This window comes from Acinetobacter sp. YH01006, assembly GCF_013420445.1.
Classification (GTDB): Bacteria; Pseudomonadota; Gammaproteobacteria; order Pseudomonadales; family Moraxellaceae; genus Acinetobacter; species Acinetobacter pseudolwoffii.
This window is the reverse complement of sequence record NZ_VOYB01000006.1, coordinates 131,384-146,420: the sequence shown is the minus strand read 5'-3', so window position 1 is coordinate 146,420 and position 15,037 is coordinate 131,384. Positions and strand designations below refer to the sequence as shown.

General features: G+C 44.9%; 15 protein-coding genes. 9 read left to right on the top strand and 6 right to left on the bottom strand.

Annotated elements, in window-relative coordinates; all coding sequences use genetic code 11:
* Positions 1-24: 24 nt before the first annotated feature.
* On the bottom strand, positions 25-1,353 hold the full coding sequence (locus FTT73_RS07615) for an OprD family outer membrane porin (protein ID WP_005094492.1): 1,329 nt from the start codon (positions 1,351-1,353) through the stop codon (positions 25-27).
* Positions 1,354-1,964: 611 nt separating this feature from the next.
* On the opposite strand from FTT73_RS07615, the gene FTT73_RS07610 reads away from it, so the two are divergent.
* The gene (locus tag FTT73_RS07610) at positions 1,965-2,693 is read left to right on the top strand and encodes a TorF family putative porin (RefSeq protein WP_180191238.1); all 729 of its coding nucleotides are present in this window, start codon (positions 1,965-1,967) and stop codon (positions 2,691-2,693) included.
* 53 nt (positions 2,694-2,746) lie between these two features.
* Here FTT73_RS07610 and FTT73_RS07605 read toward each other — a convergent pair whose 3' ends face one another.
* Together FTT73_RS07605 and FTT73_RS07600 are read right to left on the bottom strand one after the other, a co-directional pair.
* Positions 2,747-4,237, bottom strand: a complete 1,491-nt coding sequence (locus FTT73_RS07605; protein ID WP_180191237.1) for a YifB family Mg chelatase-like AAA ATPase — start codon at positions 4,235-4,237, stop codon at positions 2,747-2,749.
* A gap of 66 nt (positions 4,238-4,303) precedes the next feature.
* Positions 4,304-4,531: an accessory factor UbiK family protein gene (locus FTT73_RS07600; RefSeq protein WP_004281041.1), complete on the bottom strand. Its 228-nt coding sequence runs from the start codon at positions 4,529-4,531 to the stop codon at positions 4,304-4,306.
* Between the two features lie 277 nt (positions 4,532-4,808).
* On the opposite strand from FTT73_RS07600, the gene glnK reads away from it, so the two are divergent.
* The 7 genes from glnK to FTT73_RS07565 all read left to right on the top strand — a co-directional run bounded on the left by glnK (position 4,809) and on the right by FTT73_RS07565 (position 10,944).
* Complete coding sequence (glnK, locus tag FTT73_RS07595; RefSeq protein ID WP_004281042.1) at positions 4,809-5,147, top strand: P-II family nitrogen regulator; 339 nt, start codon at positions 4,809-4,811, stop codon at positions 5,145-5,147.
* 59 nt (positions 5,148-5,206) lie between these two features.
* Entirely contained in the window at positions 5,207-6,622 is a 1,416-nt protein-coding gene (locus FTT73_RS07590; protein WP_180191236.1) for an ammonium transporter, read from the top strand.
* Between the two features lie 140 nt (positions 6,623-6,762).
* A complete protein-coding gene (gene nrdR / locus FTT73_RS07585; protein ID WP_005094481.1) occupies positions 6,763-7,227 on the top strand; it encodes a transcriptional regulator NrdR in 465 nt (154 codons plus the stop codon).
* A gap of 2 nt (positions 7,228-7,229) precedes the next feature.
* The gene (ribD, locus tag FTT73_RS07580; RefSeq protein ID WP_005169044.1) at positions 7,230-8,318 is read left to right on the top strand and encodes a bifunctional diaminohydroxyphosphoribosylaminopyrimidine deaminase/5-amino-6-(5-phosphoribosylamino)uracil reductase RibD; all 1,089 of its coding nucleotides are present in this window, start codon (positions 7,230-7,232) and stop codon (positions 8,316-8,318) included.
* A complete protein-coding gene (locus FTT73_RS07575) occupies positions 8,315-9,607 on the top strand; it encodes a DNA adenine methylase (RefSeq protein ID WP_005094477.1) in 1,293 nt (430 codons plus the stop codon). Before ribD ends, FTT73_RS07575 begins: the two co-directional genes overlap by 4 nt.
* Before the next feature lie 22 nt (positions 9,608-9,629).
* Complete coding sequence (locus FTT73_RS07570; RefSeq protein ID WP_100329432.1) at positions 9,630-10,289, top strand: riboflavin synthase; 660 nt, start codon at positions 9,630-9,632, stop codon at positions 10,287-10,289.
* Positions 10,290-10,398: 109 nt separating this feature from the next.
* The gene (locus FTT73_RS07565; protein WP_005169036.1) at positions 10,399-10,944 is read left to right on the top strand and encodes a VTT domain-containing protein; all 546 of its coding nucleotides are present in this window, start codon (positions 10,399-10,401) and stop codon (positions 10,942-10,944) included.
* 331 nt (positions 10,945-11,275) lie between these two features.
* On the opposite strand, the gene FTT73_RS07560 is transcribed toward FTT73_RS07565, so the two are convergent.
* Genes FTT73_RS07560 through FTT73_RS07550 form a run of 3 tightly spaced genes read right to left on the bottom strand, consistent with a single transcriptional unit; the run spans position 11,276 to position 13,780 of the window.
* Positions 11,276-11,905, bottom strand: a complete 630-nt coding sequence (locus tag FTT73_RS07560; RefSeq protein ID WP_180040929.1) for a hypothetical protein — start codon at positions 11,903-11,905, stop codon at positions 11,276-11,278.
* Positions 11,906-11,931: 26 nt separating this feature from the next.
* Positions 11,932-12,339: a DNA polymerase III subunit chi gene (locus FTT73_RS07555; RefSeq protein WP_005094466.1), complete on the bottom strand. Its 408-nt coding sequence runs from the start codon at positions 12,337-12,339 to the stop codon at positions 11,932-11,934.
* Positions 12,332-13,780, bottom strand: a complete 1,449-nt coding sequence (locus tag FTT73_RS07550) for a leucyl aminopeptidase (protein WP_180191235.1) — start codon at positions 13,778-13,780, stop codon at positions 12,332-12,334. Before FTT73_RS07550 ends, FTT73_RS07555 begins: the two co-directional genes overlap by 8 nt.
* A gap of 156 nt (positions 13,781-13,936) precedes the next feature.
* On the opposite strand from FTT73_RS07550, the gene lptF reads away from it, so the two are divergent.
* Entirely contained in the window at positions 13,937-15,037 is a 1,101-nt protein-coding gene (gene lptF, locus FTT73_RS07545) for an LPS export ABC transporter permease LptF (RefSeq protein ID WP_005094462.1), read from the top strand.

Here is a 15,037-nt window from a genome sequence, read left to right as displayed (position 1 = left end):
TTATTGGGTTTCTATTCTGAGAAATTAGAATAATTTCACAGGAATATCTAACCAGATACGCCATTCATTGGTTGAGCCAATACCTTCGCTGTTATTCACTTTTTGGTTATTGTAGCTGCTACTTGAACGCAAGTACGAGTAGCGTAAGCGTAAGCTCGCATCTTTGAAGGCACCAGATTGAACCGTGTATTTCACTTGGTTGAAAAACTCATGTTCTTCAGCTTGATCAATAATTTCAGTTTGGTTGTCGCGTTCCGCAACATCAATATCCCAACCGTAAACAAATGCACTTGTCCAGTTCAAGCCAGGTAAACCGTGGTTTTTAAAGTTGTAGTTGTATTGCAAACCTACTGATTTTTCATCATTACCGTTGAAATCAGATAAGTATGAATTTGGTACATAAATACTTTGTAGACCATCTGCATTGTATGCATAGTCATAACCTGTATTGCCAGCATTATCTTGATAAGCCAGCATTACATTGTGAACATCTTTATTGTAGGTTGCCGAAACTCCCCAAATAGTGTTTTCACGGTCTGCAAGGTTATCTGTAGTATGTGAACCTGTGGCTGCGCCAGCTTCCCATTGTGTGTTATAGGCGACAGCATCTAAGGTTACATTTGCATCGTTTGGTACAGCAAAGTTGTAATTTGCATTGGCATAATGGCGTTCTAATTTATCTTTAACGTCTACCCCATAATAAGAGGCATTAACTTGGTCGTTAAACTTGTATTTTGCGCCCCAGAAAATAGCACTGTCCAAATTTTGTTGGTCTGAGCTGATATCATTAGACCATTGGTTTTTAGTAAATTTACCGCCAATTAAGGTCAAGTCTTTAATTTCATTACTTTCAATATAAAGACCAGTGTAGTACTCAGGGGTTAAACGAGCAGTATTGCTTGCAATTACTGGAATTTCAGATACTTGTGTACCATATTTAGCTGTGGTATTCGATACACGTGCTTTTACATAAGCACCGCCACGTGCCCAATGATCATAGGCATCTTTAGTTCCATCGGCATTATCTTGACTATGAGTTGGGATCATTTGGTTACCAGTATGCCCATTTTTACCGAGTTTAAATGAAGCATCCCCAATAATCCCTGCACCAAAACCAATTACACCTTTAGTAAAGCCTGAATCTAAATTGACAATTGCTGTTTGGGCAGCAGAACTGGTGTCATTAGTGAGACCATCTTTTTTATCACGATGTAAAAAACCTGTACGGAATAAAACCGAACCGTTTGCGTCTTCTACAAAGCCTTTAGATTCACTTTGTTCATTTGCATATACAGATGAAACCAAAGCAGCCTGAATCAAAACTGCCAACATTAATTTTTTTGAATTTTGCATTGGGGAGAGAGCCTTATACAAATTGATCGGAATTTTTAGGAATTGTATAAGAATTGCTGAAAAAATGTCATTTTTTATTGAGCATATTCCACTAAAGTTAAGATTTTTTACAGATTACATAAGAATCTGATTGAATATTAAGTGGTGTATTTTTTTATCTATCATATAAAATTTATTAAAAACAATATTATATTTAAATATCAAAATAATGAGCTTAAGCATCTTCATCCTAGAACTGTTCAGTCTATTTACTTTTTTAAAGTTAAAATTCTACAACAAGATCAAGAGTGGTGATGATGCACTGTTTTTTAGCATAAATTTTAATCAATATGGAAATGGGGTTAAAAAGAGGCAATATGTAAATAAATATATATTGTTTAAAAAAACAATAAGAGAGTATTGAAAAACATTTTGAGAATGAATTATCCAGCGTAAAGGTATTTTAAATATTCTATTTTTTAATTTTAAATCAAATGCTTAAAGTGGAAAGTATTTTTCTATTTTTAGCTCATTTGTATTTCTTTCTCGATTGGCATAGCTTTTGCAAAGTTTATCCCGAGTGCAATAAATGATCATAAAAACGTCTGAGGACGGTCTTGGGGAGCCATATAATGAAACTAATTTTAAAAGCCTTATCCGTTGCTGTATTGGGTGCGGCATCAACGTTAAGTTTTGCTGAGGAACCTACTGCTGAACATACGGTTTCAGGAAATATCAGCGTGCTTTCAAGCTATAACTTGCGCGGTATTACCAATGCTCCTGAAAATAGCGGAGCGACCTTGCAAGGTGGGCTGGATTACAACCATGCATCAGGCTTCTATGCGGGCTGGTGGGGATCAACATTAGACTATGGCGATGATTTGCCAAATGCCTTTGAAAATGACTTTTATGCAGGTTATAACGGTTCAATTAATGAGGATTGGGGTTATACAGCAGGTTTAGCTTATTATTACTATTATGATATTGGCAATACCGGTTCAAATGGTTTTGAAACCATGCTCGGTCTGACTTATAAAGATTTTGGTGTTACTGCTCAAACATTACTTGAAGATCTTGATTGGGGTAATGCAGGGGATACTTATCTAAAAGGAACCTATAGCTACGCACTGCCAAAAGACTTTAGCCTGGATACCGCACTTGGCTTATATATCTATGCAAAAGATGGGGATATAGAAGGTACGGAAAACAGTTTCGGTTTTCGTCATTTCGATATAGGTCTCAGCAAGCCACTGGGTGACACAGGTGTGACTGCAAGCATGAATTATACGGTTGGAGGTTATGATCGTTTTGAAGAAAAACAAAAGAATAAAGTGGTATTTGGACTTGGCTATAGCTTCTAATTCTATTTAGATAAAAAAGGCGACCTGAGGTCGCTTTTTTTATCTGTTTTGGTTCAGATCTGTTGCTGTCCCCGATAAGATAAAGCTTCCGACAGATGCTGACTTTGAATATCCGGACTTTGATTTAAATCAGCTATGGTTCGAGCAACCCGTAAAACGCGATGATAGCCGCGGGCGGACAAATTCAGTTTTTGCTGGGCCAGTTCAAGCATGTTCTGAGCAGGCAGATCTAATGTCGCATAGCGTTCTAGCTGTTTGGGGCTGAGGCTCATATTTAACGTATTTTGTCGTTGCATCTGAATGTCATAGGCGGCGATCACTCGCTGTCTGACTGTTTCCGAGTTTTCCGCGGGTCGATTATCCTGTAGCTCGTGGGCTTGCAAGGGGGGGACATCGATATGCAAGTCAATCCGGTCCAGCAGCGGGCCTGAAATCCGGCTCTGATAGCGTTTAATACTTTCAGGTGAACATTGGCAGCGAATATCCTGATTAAAAGCATAACCGCAGGGACAGGGATTCATGGCAGCCACCAGCTGAAAATTGGCTGGAAAGGTAATTTGGCGTGACGCTCGGGAAATGACGATTTCTTTTGCTTCCAAAGGCTGACGCAGAACTTCCAGTACTTTGCGGTCGAATTCTGGTAGCTCGTCCAAAAATAAAACCCCTAAATGTGCCAAGGTAATTTCTCCTGGCTTGGGGTGTGAGCCGCCACCGACCAGTGCCACCGCAGAAGCAGTATGGTGTGGTGCTCGAAAAGGCCGTTGTCCAAAAGGGTGATTGACATTCGCCACCGAATAAATACTCGCCACTTCCAGATTTTCCTGCGTCTTTAAGGGCGGCAAAATACTGGCCAATCGAGAAGCCAGCAAGGTTTTGCCTGTTCCAGGTGGGCCTCGAAACAGCAGGGAATGACCACCTGCCGCGGCAATTTCCAAAGCACGCCGTGGTCGCAATTGTCCTTTTACATCCGCCAGATCAAACTTATAAAAATGGTCTGTAGCGAGTGGACTGGCTTCTACTTGCAGCAAGCGCTGCACCTGGGAAAGATGTTCACACACTTCTTTTAAATGATGGGCTGCAAAGACTTTAAAGTCTGGGAGCTGACAGGCTTCCTTTGCATTTGGGCCAGGCAAAATCAGTTGATGCTGGTCACTTTGACAGGCAATGGCAATACTCAAGGTGCCGCTGACAGGACGTAATTGACCATCGAGGGCCAACTCGCCAATAAATTCCAGATGCTCGGTGCAATTTTCAGGCAGTTGTCCGGAGGCCACTAAAATCCCTAATGCAATCGGTAAATCCAGACGTGAACCATCTTTCGGTAAATCTGCTGGTGCCAGATTAATGGTCAGACGTTTGGTGGGGAATTGAAAGCCGCTATTCAAAATAGCCGACCGTACCCGGTCTTTACTTTCACGTACCGCCGCTTCGGGAAGCCCCACTATAGTGAGCGAAGGCATGCCCGAACTCACATGAACTTCGACTTCAATTAAAGGCGCATGCAGGCCCAGCAAGCCTCGCGTATAAATTTTGGCAAAAGACATTATTATTGTTCCAATTTGGTGCGTTATTTTTATAGTTCTGGTGTCTTTTGTGCACTGTAGTTGTGCTTATTTTTTATTCGAAATTTTCTCTTCTAATGCTTCTACCTGTTTCAGCAAATCATTCAAGCGATGATTGGCATTATTTAGGGCAGTACGCTGACGTTCTATTTCCTCTTTAGACACCAAATCCATTTTTGCCACAGCTTCATTTAACAGGGCACGGATATTATGTTCCAAATCTTTCTTAGGTTGTTCGACTTGCTGCAAAATTGCTTGTAATAAAGTTTCAATCATCGTCTGATCCATCGCCGTAGAAAGGAGCGCACAGTTTAGCATTGCTAAAATGCAGACTATAGTATTTCAGACAAAATATAGACTTATTCAATTAAAGATATTGTAAAAATCCACATAAAAAATGTCTATTTTTTGAAGATTCAAAGCCTTTATCCGTATAAAATAAGGTATAAATAAACCACATGCCGGGCTTTCTAATTTCCCCCGACCTTAGGAATCTTGGCATGAAATTTGAACGTAAAACCTTACTGGTGAAATAAGCCGAAGGAAAACAAACATGAAGCTCGTAACTGCAATTGTAAAACCTTTTAAATTAGATGATGTTCGCGAAGCATTGTCTGAAATTGGTGTTCAAGGCATCACTGTAACTGAAGTGAAAGGCTTTGGTCGTCAAAAAGGCCACACTGAACTCTATCGTGGTGCTGAATACGTTGTAGATTTCTTGCCGAAAGTCAAAATTGAAATCGCGATTAGCGATGAAATGGTAGACGCGGTGATTGAATCTATTACGCGTGTTGCTAGCACTGGAAAAATTGGTGACGGAAAAATTTTCGTGACGAACTTAGAACAAGTCATCCGTATTCGTACAGGTGAAACAGGTGCAGACGCTGTTTAACTTGGCACGAAGTTTGCTGAGTACCTAAGAACTCACAAAAACTTGGTTGGGGGATACGAATGAAAAAAATGCTACTTGCGTTCGGCATGGCCGGCGCACTTTTTGGTGGTTCTGTTGCATGGGCTGAAAATGCTGCAACAGCAACACCACCCGCAGAAGACATTGTGCTTGTTGAAGAAACAGGCGAAATCACACTGAATAATACGGCAGATACTCCAGCAGCAATTGCTGAAGCAGCGCCAGTTGAAACAGCAGTACCTGCAGAAGAAGAAGCAACATTAGATACAGGTGATACTGCTTGGGTTTTAACGTCCACCGCATTAGTTTTACTCATGACCATTCCGGGTCTAGCACTCTTTTATGGCGGTATGGTCCGTAAGAAAAACGTCCTGGCGACCATGGCGCATAGCTTTATTGCCGCTGCAGTCGTCAGCATTGTCTGGGTGATTATCGGTTATACCCTGGCCTTCGGGGAAGGGAATGCCTTCATTGGTAGCTTGGACAAATTTATGTTGGCCGGTATTACCACAGAGGCGCTTTCAGGCACCATTCCTGAAATTCTGTTTGTCATTTTCCAAATGACTTTTGCCATCATTACTGTTGCAATTATTAGTGGTTCGATCGCAGAACGGATGAAATTTGGTGCTTTCGTTGCTTTCATTGCACTTTGGGTGGTGATTGTCTATGCGCCGATTACTCACTGGGTCTGGGGCGGCGGCTGGTTGGGTAATGACGGTGCGCTCGATTTTGCTGGTGGTACAGTGGTTCACATCAACTCGGGTGTTGCCGGTTTGGTAGCAGCGTATATGCTGGGCAAACGTATGGGCCTGGGCCGTGAATCGATGGCGCCACACAACTTGACCCTTACTGTGGTGGGTGCATCTTTACTTTGGGTGGGCTGGTTCGGTTTCAACGGTGGTTCTGCCCTGGGTGCGAACGGCTCTGCAGGTTATGCGCTGGTGGTGACTCAAGTGGCAGCGGCAGCGGCAGCGATCTCTTGGCTGATTACTGAAAAACTGGCACGTGGCAAAGCATCTGTATTAGGCGGCGTATCGGGTGCAGTTGCTGGTCTGGTGGTGATTACGCCAGCCGCAGGTTTCGTGACGGTCGGTGGTGCATTGGCGATGGGTTTGATCGGTGGTGTGGTGTGTTTCTGGGGAATCACTGCGCTGAAACGTGCCTTGAAAGCCGATGATTCTTTAGATGCGTTTGGCCTGCATGGTGTAGGTGGTGTGGTCGGTGCAATTTTAACCGCTTTTTTTGCCAGCGAATTCATTATGGGGGATGCTGCACCAGCCAACATGATGAGCCAGCTTTGGGTTCAGGTTGAAGGTGTACTGGCGACCATCGCTTACTCTGCCATCATGACGTTCATTATCCTGAAAGTGATTGACTTGATCATTGGTATCCGTGTCGCATCTGATGATGAGCGCATGGGTCTGGATTTGAGCCAGCATGGTGAACGTGTCGAATAATAATAAACACACAATAATCAATATATAGTGCAAAACAGCCCAAATGGGCTGTTTTTTTTCTATATGTTGCGTAAGACTCTACAAAGTTTGCAATTTTTGCTACACTCGGAATCCATCTGGATTTGTTCAATTAAACCGCTATGCATTGCCCATTTTGCAATACTGCAGACAGTAAAGTGATTGATTCACGCCTGGCAGCTGAAGGCTGTCAGATTCGTCGTCGCCGTGAATGTGTCAGTTGTAATGAACGTTTTACGACTTTTGAAAGTTATGAAGTGGTGATGCCGCGCGTGATTAAATCGGATGGCAAGAATGAACCCTTTGATGAAGCCAAATTACGTCGTTCCCTGATGCATGCCTTGCAGAAACGTCCGGTAACCCAAGAGCAGATTGAAACAGTTTTGAGCGATATCCAGTTACAGATTCGCCGTTTGGGTGAGCGTGATGTGAAATCGCGTACCATCGGTGAAATTGTCATGCAGTCTTTATTCGCACTCGATCACGTGGCCTATGTGCGTTTCGCTTCGGTTTATCAGGATTTCCAGGATGTTGAAGCTTTTCGTCATCAAATTGAACAGATGCAACAGCGAGAATCACAAGAATAAGCATGTCTGAACTGAATCAAGATCAAGTCTGGATGCGCCGCGCAATTCAGCTTGCCCAGCAAGGTCAATACTCGACCAAGCCCAATCCGAATGTCGGCTGTGTCATTGTCAAAGATGGCGTCATTATCGGTGAGGGTTTTCATCCTCAAGCAGGGCAGCCGCATGCTGAAGTATTCGCGCTGCGTCAGGCTAGTGAGCAGGCACGTGGTGCAACCGCGTATGTCACTTTGGAGCCGTGTGCGCATTATGGGCGAACGCCGCCATGTGCCAAGGGTCTGGTTGAAGCTGGTGTGGCTAAAGTGGTCGTGGCCTGTCCTGATCCAAATCCGCTGGTGGCGGGCAAGGGTGTACAGATTTTAAAAGATGCCGGTATCGATGTTGAAGTCGGGATTGGTCAGGAACAAGCGCATCAGCTGAATCAAGGTTTCCTGAAAGCCATGGCGACCGGCATGCCGTATGTGCGACTTAAAATTGCATCCAGTCTGGATGGCCGTACGGCGATGGCATCCGGTGAATCGAAATGGATTACCGGAGCCGAGGCGCGTCAGGACGTGCAGTATTGGCGGGCCATTTCCGGTGCAGTCATCACTGGGATTGAAACAGTTCTGGCCGATGACTGTCAGCTGAATGTGCGGCAACTCGATGGCATTGAAGATATTGAAACAGTAGTACAGCCCAAGCGTATCATTTTGGATCGTCAGGGGCGTTTGCCATTAACGGCGAAAATTCTAGCGCAAGCCGACACCGTGTTGGTGATGGGACCTTTTCGGCAAGAGCTGGCCGATCTGGGTGTGTTACAATTGCCGGTACAGCCTTTAAAACAATTATTGTCCCAGCTGGCTGAGCAGCATCAGATTTATGATGTCTTGGTGGAAGCAGGGGCGACCTTATCTACGGCATTTTTACAAGAACAATTGGTTGATGAACTGATCAGTTACGTTGCACCGACCTTATTGGGTCAGTCTGCACGTACTATGTTTAATGCAGAATTCAGCCTTATGGCAGAACAACTCCGATTTAAGCTGCGCGATGTGACCCGCTTGGGTGATGACGTGCGCTTCAGGTTAATTCCTTTTCAAGAGACACTATGAGTTCAGAGTCTACGGTTTATCATAAACGTCGCCATGCGGCACGTACCACCGATGAATATCTTTTCCATCAGCTGGTTCCTTATCTGGGCAACAAACGCCGTTTATTACATTTGATTCTGGAAGCACTTGAAATTACAGGAACTCTGAAGCGTGAAGATGGCCGTGCGCCGATTTTTGCTGATTTTTTTGCTGGTTCTGGTGTGGTATCACGCTTAGCCCGTCAAAATGGTTATCGCGTGATTGCCAATGACTGGGAACCCTATAGCCATGCATTGAATCATGCGGTGCTGGCCTGTACTGAAGCACCGGCGTTTAAAGAATTGGGTGGCTATCAGAAAGCCATTGATTATCTGAACCGTCTGCCGGAAGTGAAAGGCTGGGTCACGCATAACCTGTGTCCGCGCAATGATGAAATTTATGATCCCGCCCGTGACCGTTTGTTCTTTAAACGTCGTAACGGCATGCGTATTGATGCGATTCGTCAGCAGATTGCAGCTTGGCAGGCCCAAGGTGCCATTGACGATGTAGAGATGTCTGCCTTGCTGGCACCATTACTGTATTCAGCCAGTTTTGTCAGCAATACCTCGGGCGTTTTCAAGAGTTTCCACCACGGCTGGGGCGGAAAAACCCAAACGGCGCTGGAACGGATTGAATCTTTACTGTGGCTGACCCCAAGCCGCTTTTGCGAGTCGGATCAGAAGAAAGGTATGGCTGCCGAAATGTGGTGTGTCGATGCCCAGCATCTGGCCAATCAGATGAGCGGTTTTGAAGTAGATGTGGCTTATCTGGATCCACCGTATAATCAGCATGCCTATAGCAGTAATTACCATGTCCTGAATGCTTTGACCTTATGGGATCAGGCCGATTTACCGACGCCAGATACCAAGGGCTTCAAGAGCGGGATTGACCGGGCATGGCGCAAAGAGCGTCCGAGCCAGTACAACTCTTCCAAATATGCCAAAGAAGCCTATGAAAACTTGTTGGCGACCATCAATGCGCGTTTCATTCTGACCAGTTATTCAACGGATGGTAATATCAGCGCCACTGATTTATTGCAGGCCAACCTGAAACGTGGCCGGGTGACCTTGCTGACTCAGGATGTACCACGTTATCGGGTCAGCAAACAGCGCCAATCTGAACGTGCACGCGTACTGGAATTTATTGTGATTACCGATACCCATGCCAGGTCAGGTCCACCGATCCGTCAACTCCTCAGCCAGTTGCATCATTATGCAGAATTGGGCGGTGTGGATACCACCGGTGTCAGTACCCAGTTGGCACTCTGGTAAAAGAATAGAAAAGGAAATAAAAATGTTTACAGGTATTATCGAAAGCCTCGGCAAAGTAGACAGTCTGCGAATTGTGGGTGGTGATGTACGTTTACGTATCCAGACTGACCTGGACATGTCGGATGTACATCTGGGTGATTCTATTGCTACAAATGGCATCTGCCTGACAGTCATCGACTGGGGCGAAAACTGGTATGCAGCTGATGTGTCCCGTGAAAGTCTGAACCGGACGACACTGGGCAACTGGAAAGCCGGTCAACCTGTTAACGTCGAAAAAGCCATGTTGCCGACCACGCGTTTTGGCGGCCATATTGTTTCAGGTCATGTCGATGCAGTCGGCGAGATCACTTTGGTGCGTGCAGATGCACGCTCGATTTATTATGAAGTCACTGCACCGGCTGAAATTGCCAGATATCTGGCAGAAAAAGGTTCGGTCACAGTCGATGGTATTAGCCTGACCATTAATCACTTGCGTGGCTGTGTGATTAGTCTGAACTTGATTCCGCATACGGCTGAACGTACCAATATCGGTACCTGGAAAGTGGGTAGCAAGGTCAATCTGGAAGTGGATGTGTTGGCACGTTATATCGAGCGTTTATTGCTCGGTGATAAAGCCGCAGATACCACTGAACAGTCTAAGATCAGCATGGATTTTCTGGCTGAAAATGGCTTTTTAAAATAAGCGGAATGCTTAAATACTGAACAGTCTGATTGAAAAATTAGACTGTTTTTTTATTTTTCGGGATAATCAGCAATTCAATTTGCAAATATTGCCTTGGTGGACGGGTCGAATGCTCGATTTTTTACTCAACTTGGAACAGTCATTACCGCTATTGCTTGATCAATATGGGGTATGGATCTACGCGATCCTGTTTCTGGTGATTTTTGCGGAAACCGGCTCAGTATTTTTCTTTTTTCTGCCCGGTGACAGTTTATTGCTGGCTGTAGGAGCTTTATGTGCCAGCAGCGATATATTGACCCTGCATTCGATGGGATTACTGCTCTTTACTGCATCGGTACTCGGCTACACCGTGAATTATTACACTGGAAAAGTGCTGGGCCTAAAATATTTTAATCGGCATTCACGCTATTTCAAGCCAGAATATATGGTGAAAACCAATCACTATTTTATGAAACATGGCGGTAAAACCATTCTGATTGCCCGTTTTATTCCCTTTGTTCGTTCATTTGGTCCTTTTGCCGCCGGTTCAGCCCATATGAGTTTTGCCACATTCAGCTTTTATAATATTACGGGTGGTATTCTCTGGATTGGTACTTTATTAACTATTGGCTATTTGCTTGGAAATGCTGCCTTTATGCTGGCCGATGTGCTCTAAAAGATCAAACTAAAAAGCCCGAATCAGCCGAATGCCAGTCAGTTAAGCAATTGACTGGTATTTTCTTTTTTAAATTCATAATTATATTTGATGGATGGAAAGGTCATCCGCAACTGTCTGAGGCATGCGGTGAATTGCACCGCAAGATGTCCTCCTTGCGAAGCTCCGCTTCTCATTTGGGCAAAACCAAATTAACCAATAATTTACAGATGTTTGATGTAAAACCTTAAGGCTCCATCGTGAACGGCTAAACAGTTAAAGCATCTATTTCTAAACTCCTTAACTGATCAGCATTACCGAATGAGCGGGCTTTTTATATGAGTTGGGATTTTTAATCAGGTCTCACTTGCTCGGAAAATTCTGAATTTTTCAGTATGTAGTCGATTTCTTCTTGGGCCGCCACACGCATTTGTTCTCTTAGTGCATTGATGGTCTGTTCAATCACCGTTTCTGCCTCCAGTTCCAGACGCAAACGCACACTCTCTAATTCGGATAAAATGGTGTGGTCTTGAATCTGGATACGACCTTGGGCAAAGTCAAAACTATGCTCAGGATTTTTCTGATAACGGGCAACATAGTGCTGCATTTCTGTCTCTAGACTGAGGTTTATGTCAGCGAGGGCTTGGGTCTGCTCAGCAAATTTACGCTGTTCATCCTGATATAGCTGTGCAATCGCAGCCTGCTCTGCGGCACGTTTATCGGCCAGAGCCTGTTCGAGTGCCAGCTGTCTGCGAATACGTGCAGCCTCAATCAATTCAGCCTTGCGCTGCGCATAGGCTTCTTCAATCTTGCGTTCAGATTCCTGCTGTAAGCGCTGATCACGAATCTGCCATTCTTCTAAAGAGGTTTCAGGCTTTAAAATGTCACAGATCCGAGAGAGGTCATCGATAAAGGTCTGACGTACAGCTTCCGGCACATTTAACCAGCGCTGTTTAAAATCTGGACCTACATTTAATGCCACATGCCTCTCCTTGTGGGTGATATCGGTTAAAGCTTATGGGTGTTGGGCTCAATACCTAAACGACGATATTGTTTGAATTTTTCACGACCCAGCTGTTTAGCCGTTTCATGGTTTTCAATGATCTCAATAATGTGACTAAATTTTGCGTAAGGTTCAAGTGCTTCTGGATTAAAATTGAAAATAATCCAGTCGGACTGTTCAGGCAATGTTGCCGAAATACACACGCTAGCCTCAGGCTGATCAATACCATGCGGAATAAAACTCGCGCGATCAAAGCTCCACAGGCGTTCATCCAGCTGCTGTTGTAACGCTGCATCGGCACATAGTAACCAGATCCGCGCCGGCTGGCGCAGAATCTTGCGGCATAAACGACAAGCACTTTCGACTTGTCGTTCAGGACTTTTTTCAAATAAATAAAAGCTGACCTTAGCCATTCGTTTGAACGCGGTTGGCCAGGAACTGCATCAATAATGGCACTGGACGCCCAGTTGCGCCTTTATTGGCACCTGAGTTCCATGCTGTACCTGCAACATCCAGATGTACCCAGCGATATTCACGGGTAAAACGTTGCAAGAAGCAGGCTGCAGTGACAGAACCAGCTTTTGGGCCACCGATATTGCCAATATCGGCAAATGGTGAATCGAGTTGTTCCTGATAGTCATCTATGACCGGCATACGCCATACCCGGTCAAATGAATGCTGGCCGGCAGTTTCCAGTTCTGCTGCCAATTTATCATCTGGTGTGAACAGACCTGTCAGCACGGAACCCAAAGCCACCACACATGCACCGGTCAAGGTCGCAATATCAATCACCAGAGCAGGGTTGAAACGTTTCACATAGGTCAGGGTGTCACATAACACCAGACGACCTTCGGCATCGGTATTCAGGATTTCAACCGTTTGACCGCTCATCGTCGTGACGATATCACCTGGACGAGTGGCTTTACCAGAAGGCATATTTTCTGCTGCGGCAATGGTTCCTACCACATGCAGAGCTAAGCGGGACTCACACAATGCACGCATGGTACCCAGTACAGAGGCCGCACCGCACATGTCGTATTTCATTTCATCCATACCTGCGCCAGGTTTGAGTGAAATACCACCGGTATCAAAGGTAATGCCTTTACCGACCAGTACCACTGGCGCTTCACTACGCTCTGATTGATATTCAATGCTGATAATACGACCCGGACGCTCTGAACCCTGGCTGACTGCAAGGAAGGCACCCATGCCTAAATCTGCCATCTGTTGTTCATCCAGTACCGTGACTTTCAGTAGATCCGGATATTCAGCAGCCAAGGCGATGGCCTGATCTGCCAGATATTCCGGGAAACAGATATTGCCCGGACGGTTGCCCAGATCACGTGCCAGGTTTTGCCCGCTCTGTACTGCTTGAACCAGTTGCAGCTGTTCTGTCGTTAAAACGCTATGTGTGGCAATCAGGTCGATCTGTTCAAGTACAAATTCATTCTTTTTCGACTTATATTCATCATAACCATAGCTGGCTTGGGTCAAAGCCAGAGCAAACAGATAATGCAATTCTTGTGGAAGTTGTGTCAGGTCTACAGAAATCTGTTTGAATTTTTTTTGAGTGGCCTGAATAATAGTCTGGGCAATTTTTGCGAGTTTTGCTGGTTGCAATTCAGCGACTTTGCCTAAACCGATCAGTGCTGCATGGCTGGACTGGCTGACTTGGCCAATCAGACTCAGACTTTCAGCCAAAGCTGCTTTGAACTGAGATGCTTCAATTAATCGGTCTAAATTGTTGATTTGATAGGTTGAGGTGGTATTTTGAAGTTGTTCTGAGTCAACTAAAATCAACAAAGATTGACTTGATCCATTCTCTGGGAATGACGTATTAATTGTAAGTTTCATATTCTGTTTTCACGCCTGTCTAGATTTGTAAATCATTCAGTCATTGAACCATTTATCTGAATAGAGTTTCAATGGGTAGGGCCGTCTAGGTTTTATATTTTTGCTATTCGGGTAAACTAGCACTCGTTTTATAGACCTTATTTTGGAAGAATTAATTTGATTATTCGGCGTTATCTGGTCAAGCAAGTTGTCTCGACATCTTTGGTGGTGATTGCCTTATTGACCTTGATCATGATGGGTGGCCGACTGATCAAGTATTTTGGTGTCGCAGCGCAAGGCCGTCTGGATGCAGGCATTTTATTTAGCATCATTGGCTACCGTCTGCCTGAGTTTTTAACCTTGATTCTTCCGCTCGGTTTCTTTATTGGCCTGATGCTGGTATTTGGCCGTTTATATGTCGACCATGAAATGGCGGTGATGAATGGCAGTGGTGTCAGCCGGCATCAATTGGCGCGCCTTCTGGTGCCGATGACCTTGGTGTTTCTCATTGCCCAAGCCGGCTTGATGCTCTGGGCAGCGCCATGGGGAATCCGCCAGTTTGAAGCGCTGACCACCAGTCAGGCGGTACGCACCGGCTTTGATCTGGTACGACCCAAAGAATTTATTTCCTCTGGCCCCTATACCATTTATGCCGGTGATCTGTCTGAAGACCGCAAGAACTTAAAAGATATTTTCTTCTATCAGCGGGCAGAAAAACCCGGTAAACCGGATGTGATGATTCTGGCCCAAGAAGCCACCCGCATCGAGGTGCCAAATGATGCGGCCAATGTGGTCGATCTGGTTCAAGGTCGCCGTTATGAAATTTATCCGGGCACTCCGCAATATACCCAGGCTGAATTTGCAAGCTATCGTCTGCGTTTAGAAAATGATGAGGAAGCACAGTTTGCCAGTGCTGAAGTTGAAGCCCTGCCAACCTCGCAATTGTGGCAGAACCGTCAGGATCCTGTGGTGGCCAGTGAATTAGGCTGGCGGGTATTTGTACCATTTGCGATTCTGATTGCTTTGATTCTGGCCGTGGCCTTGTCTGAAGTGAGTCCACGCCAAGGTCGTTATCTCAAGTTATTTCCGGCGCTCATGATTTTTGCCAGTCTGATTGTGGCGTTAATGGCCGTGAAAACCCGGATCAGTAAAGAGGAAATGGGGATCTGGGCTTATCCATTGATCCTGATTGCTTATGCGATTGCGGGTGCCTTGTTCTCACGTAAACAGAATTTGGCCCCGAAAATCAAGAAACAGATTCAGCGAGTGAGGTCTTAA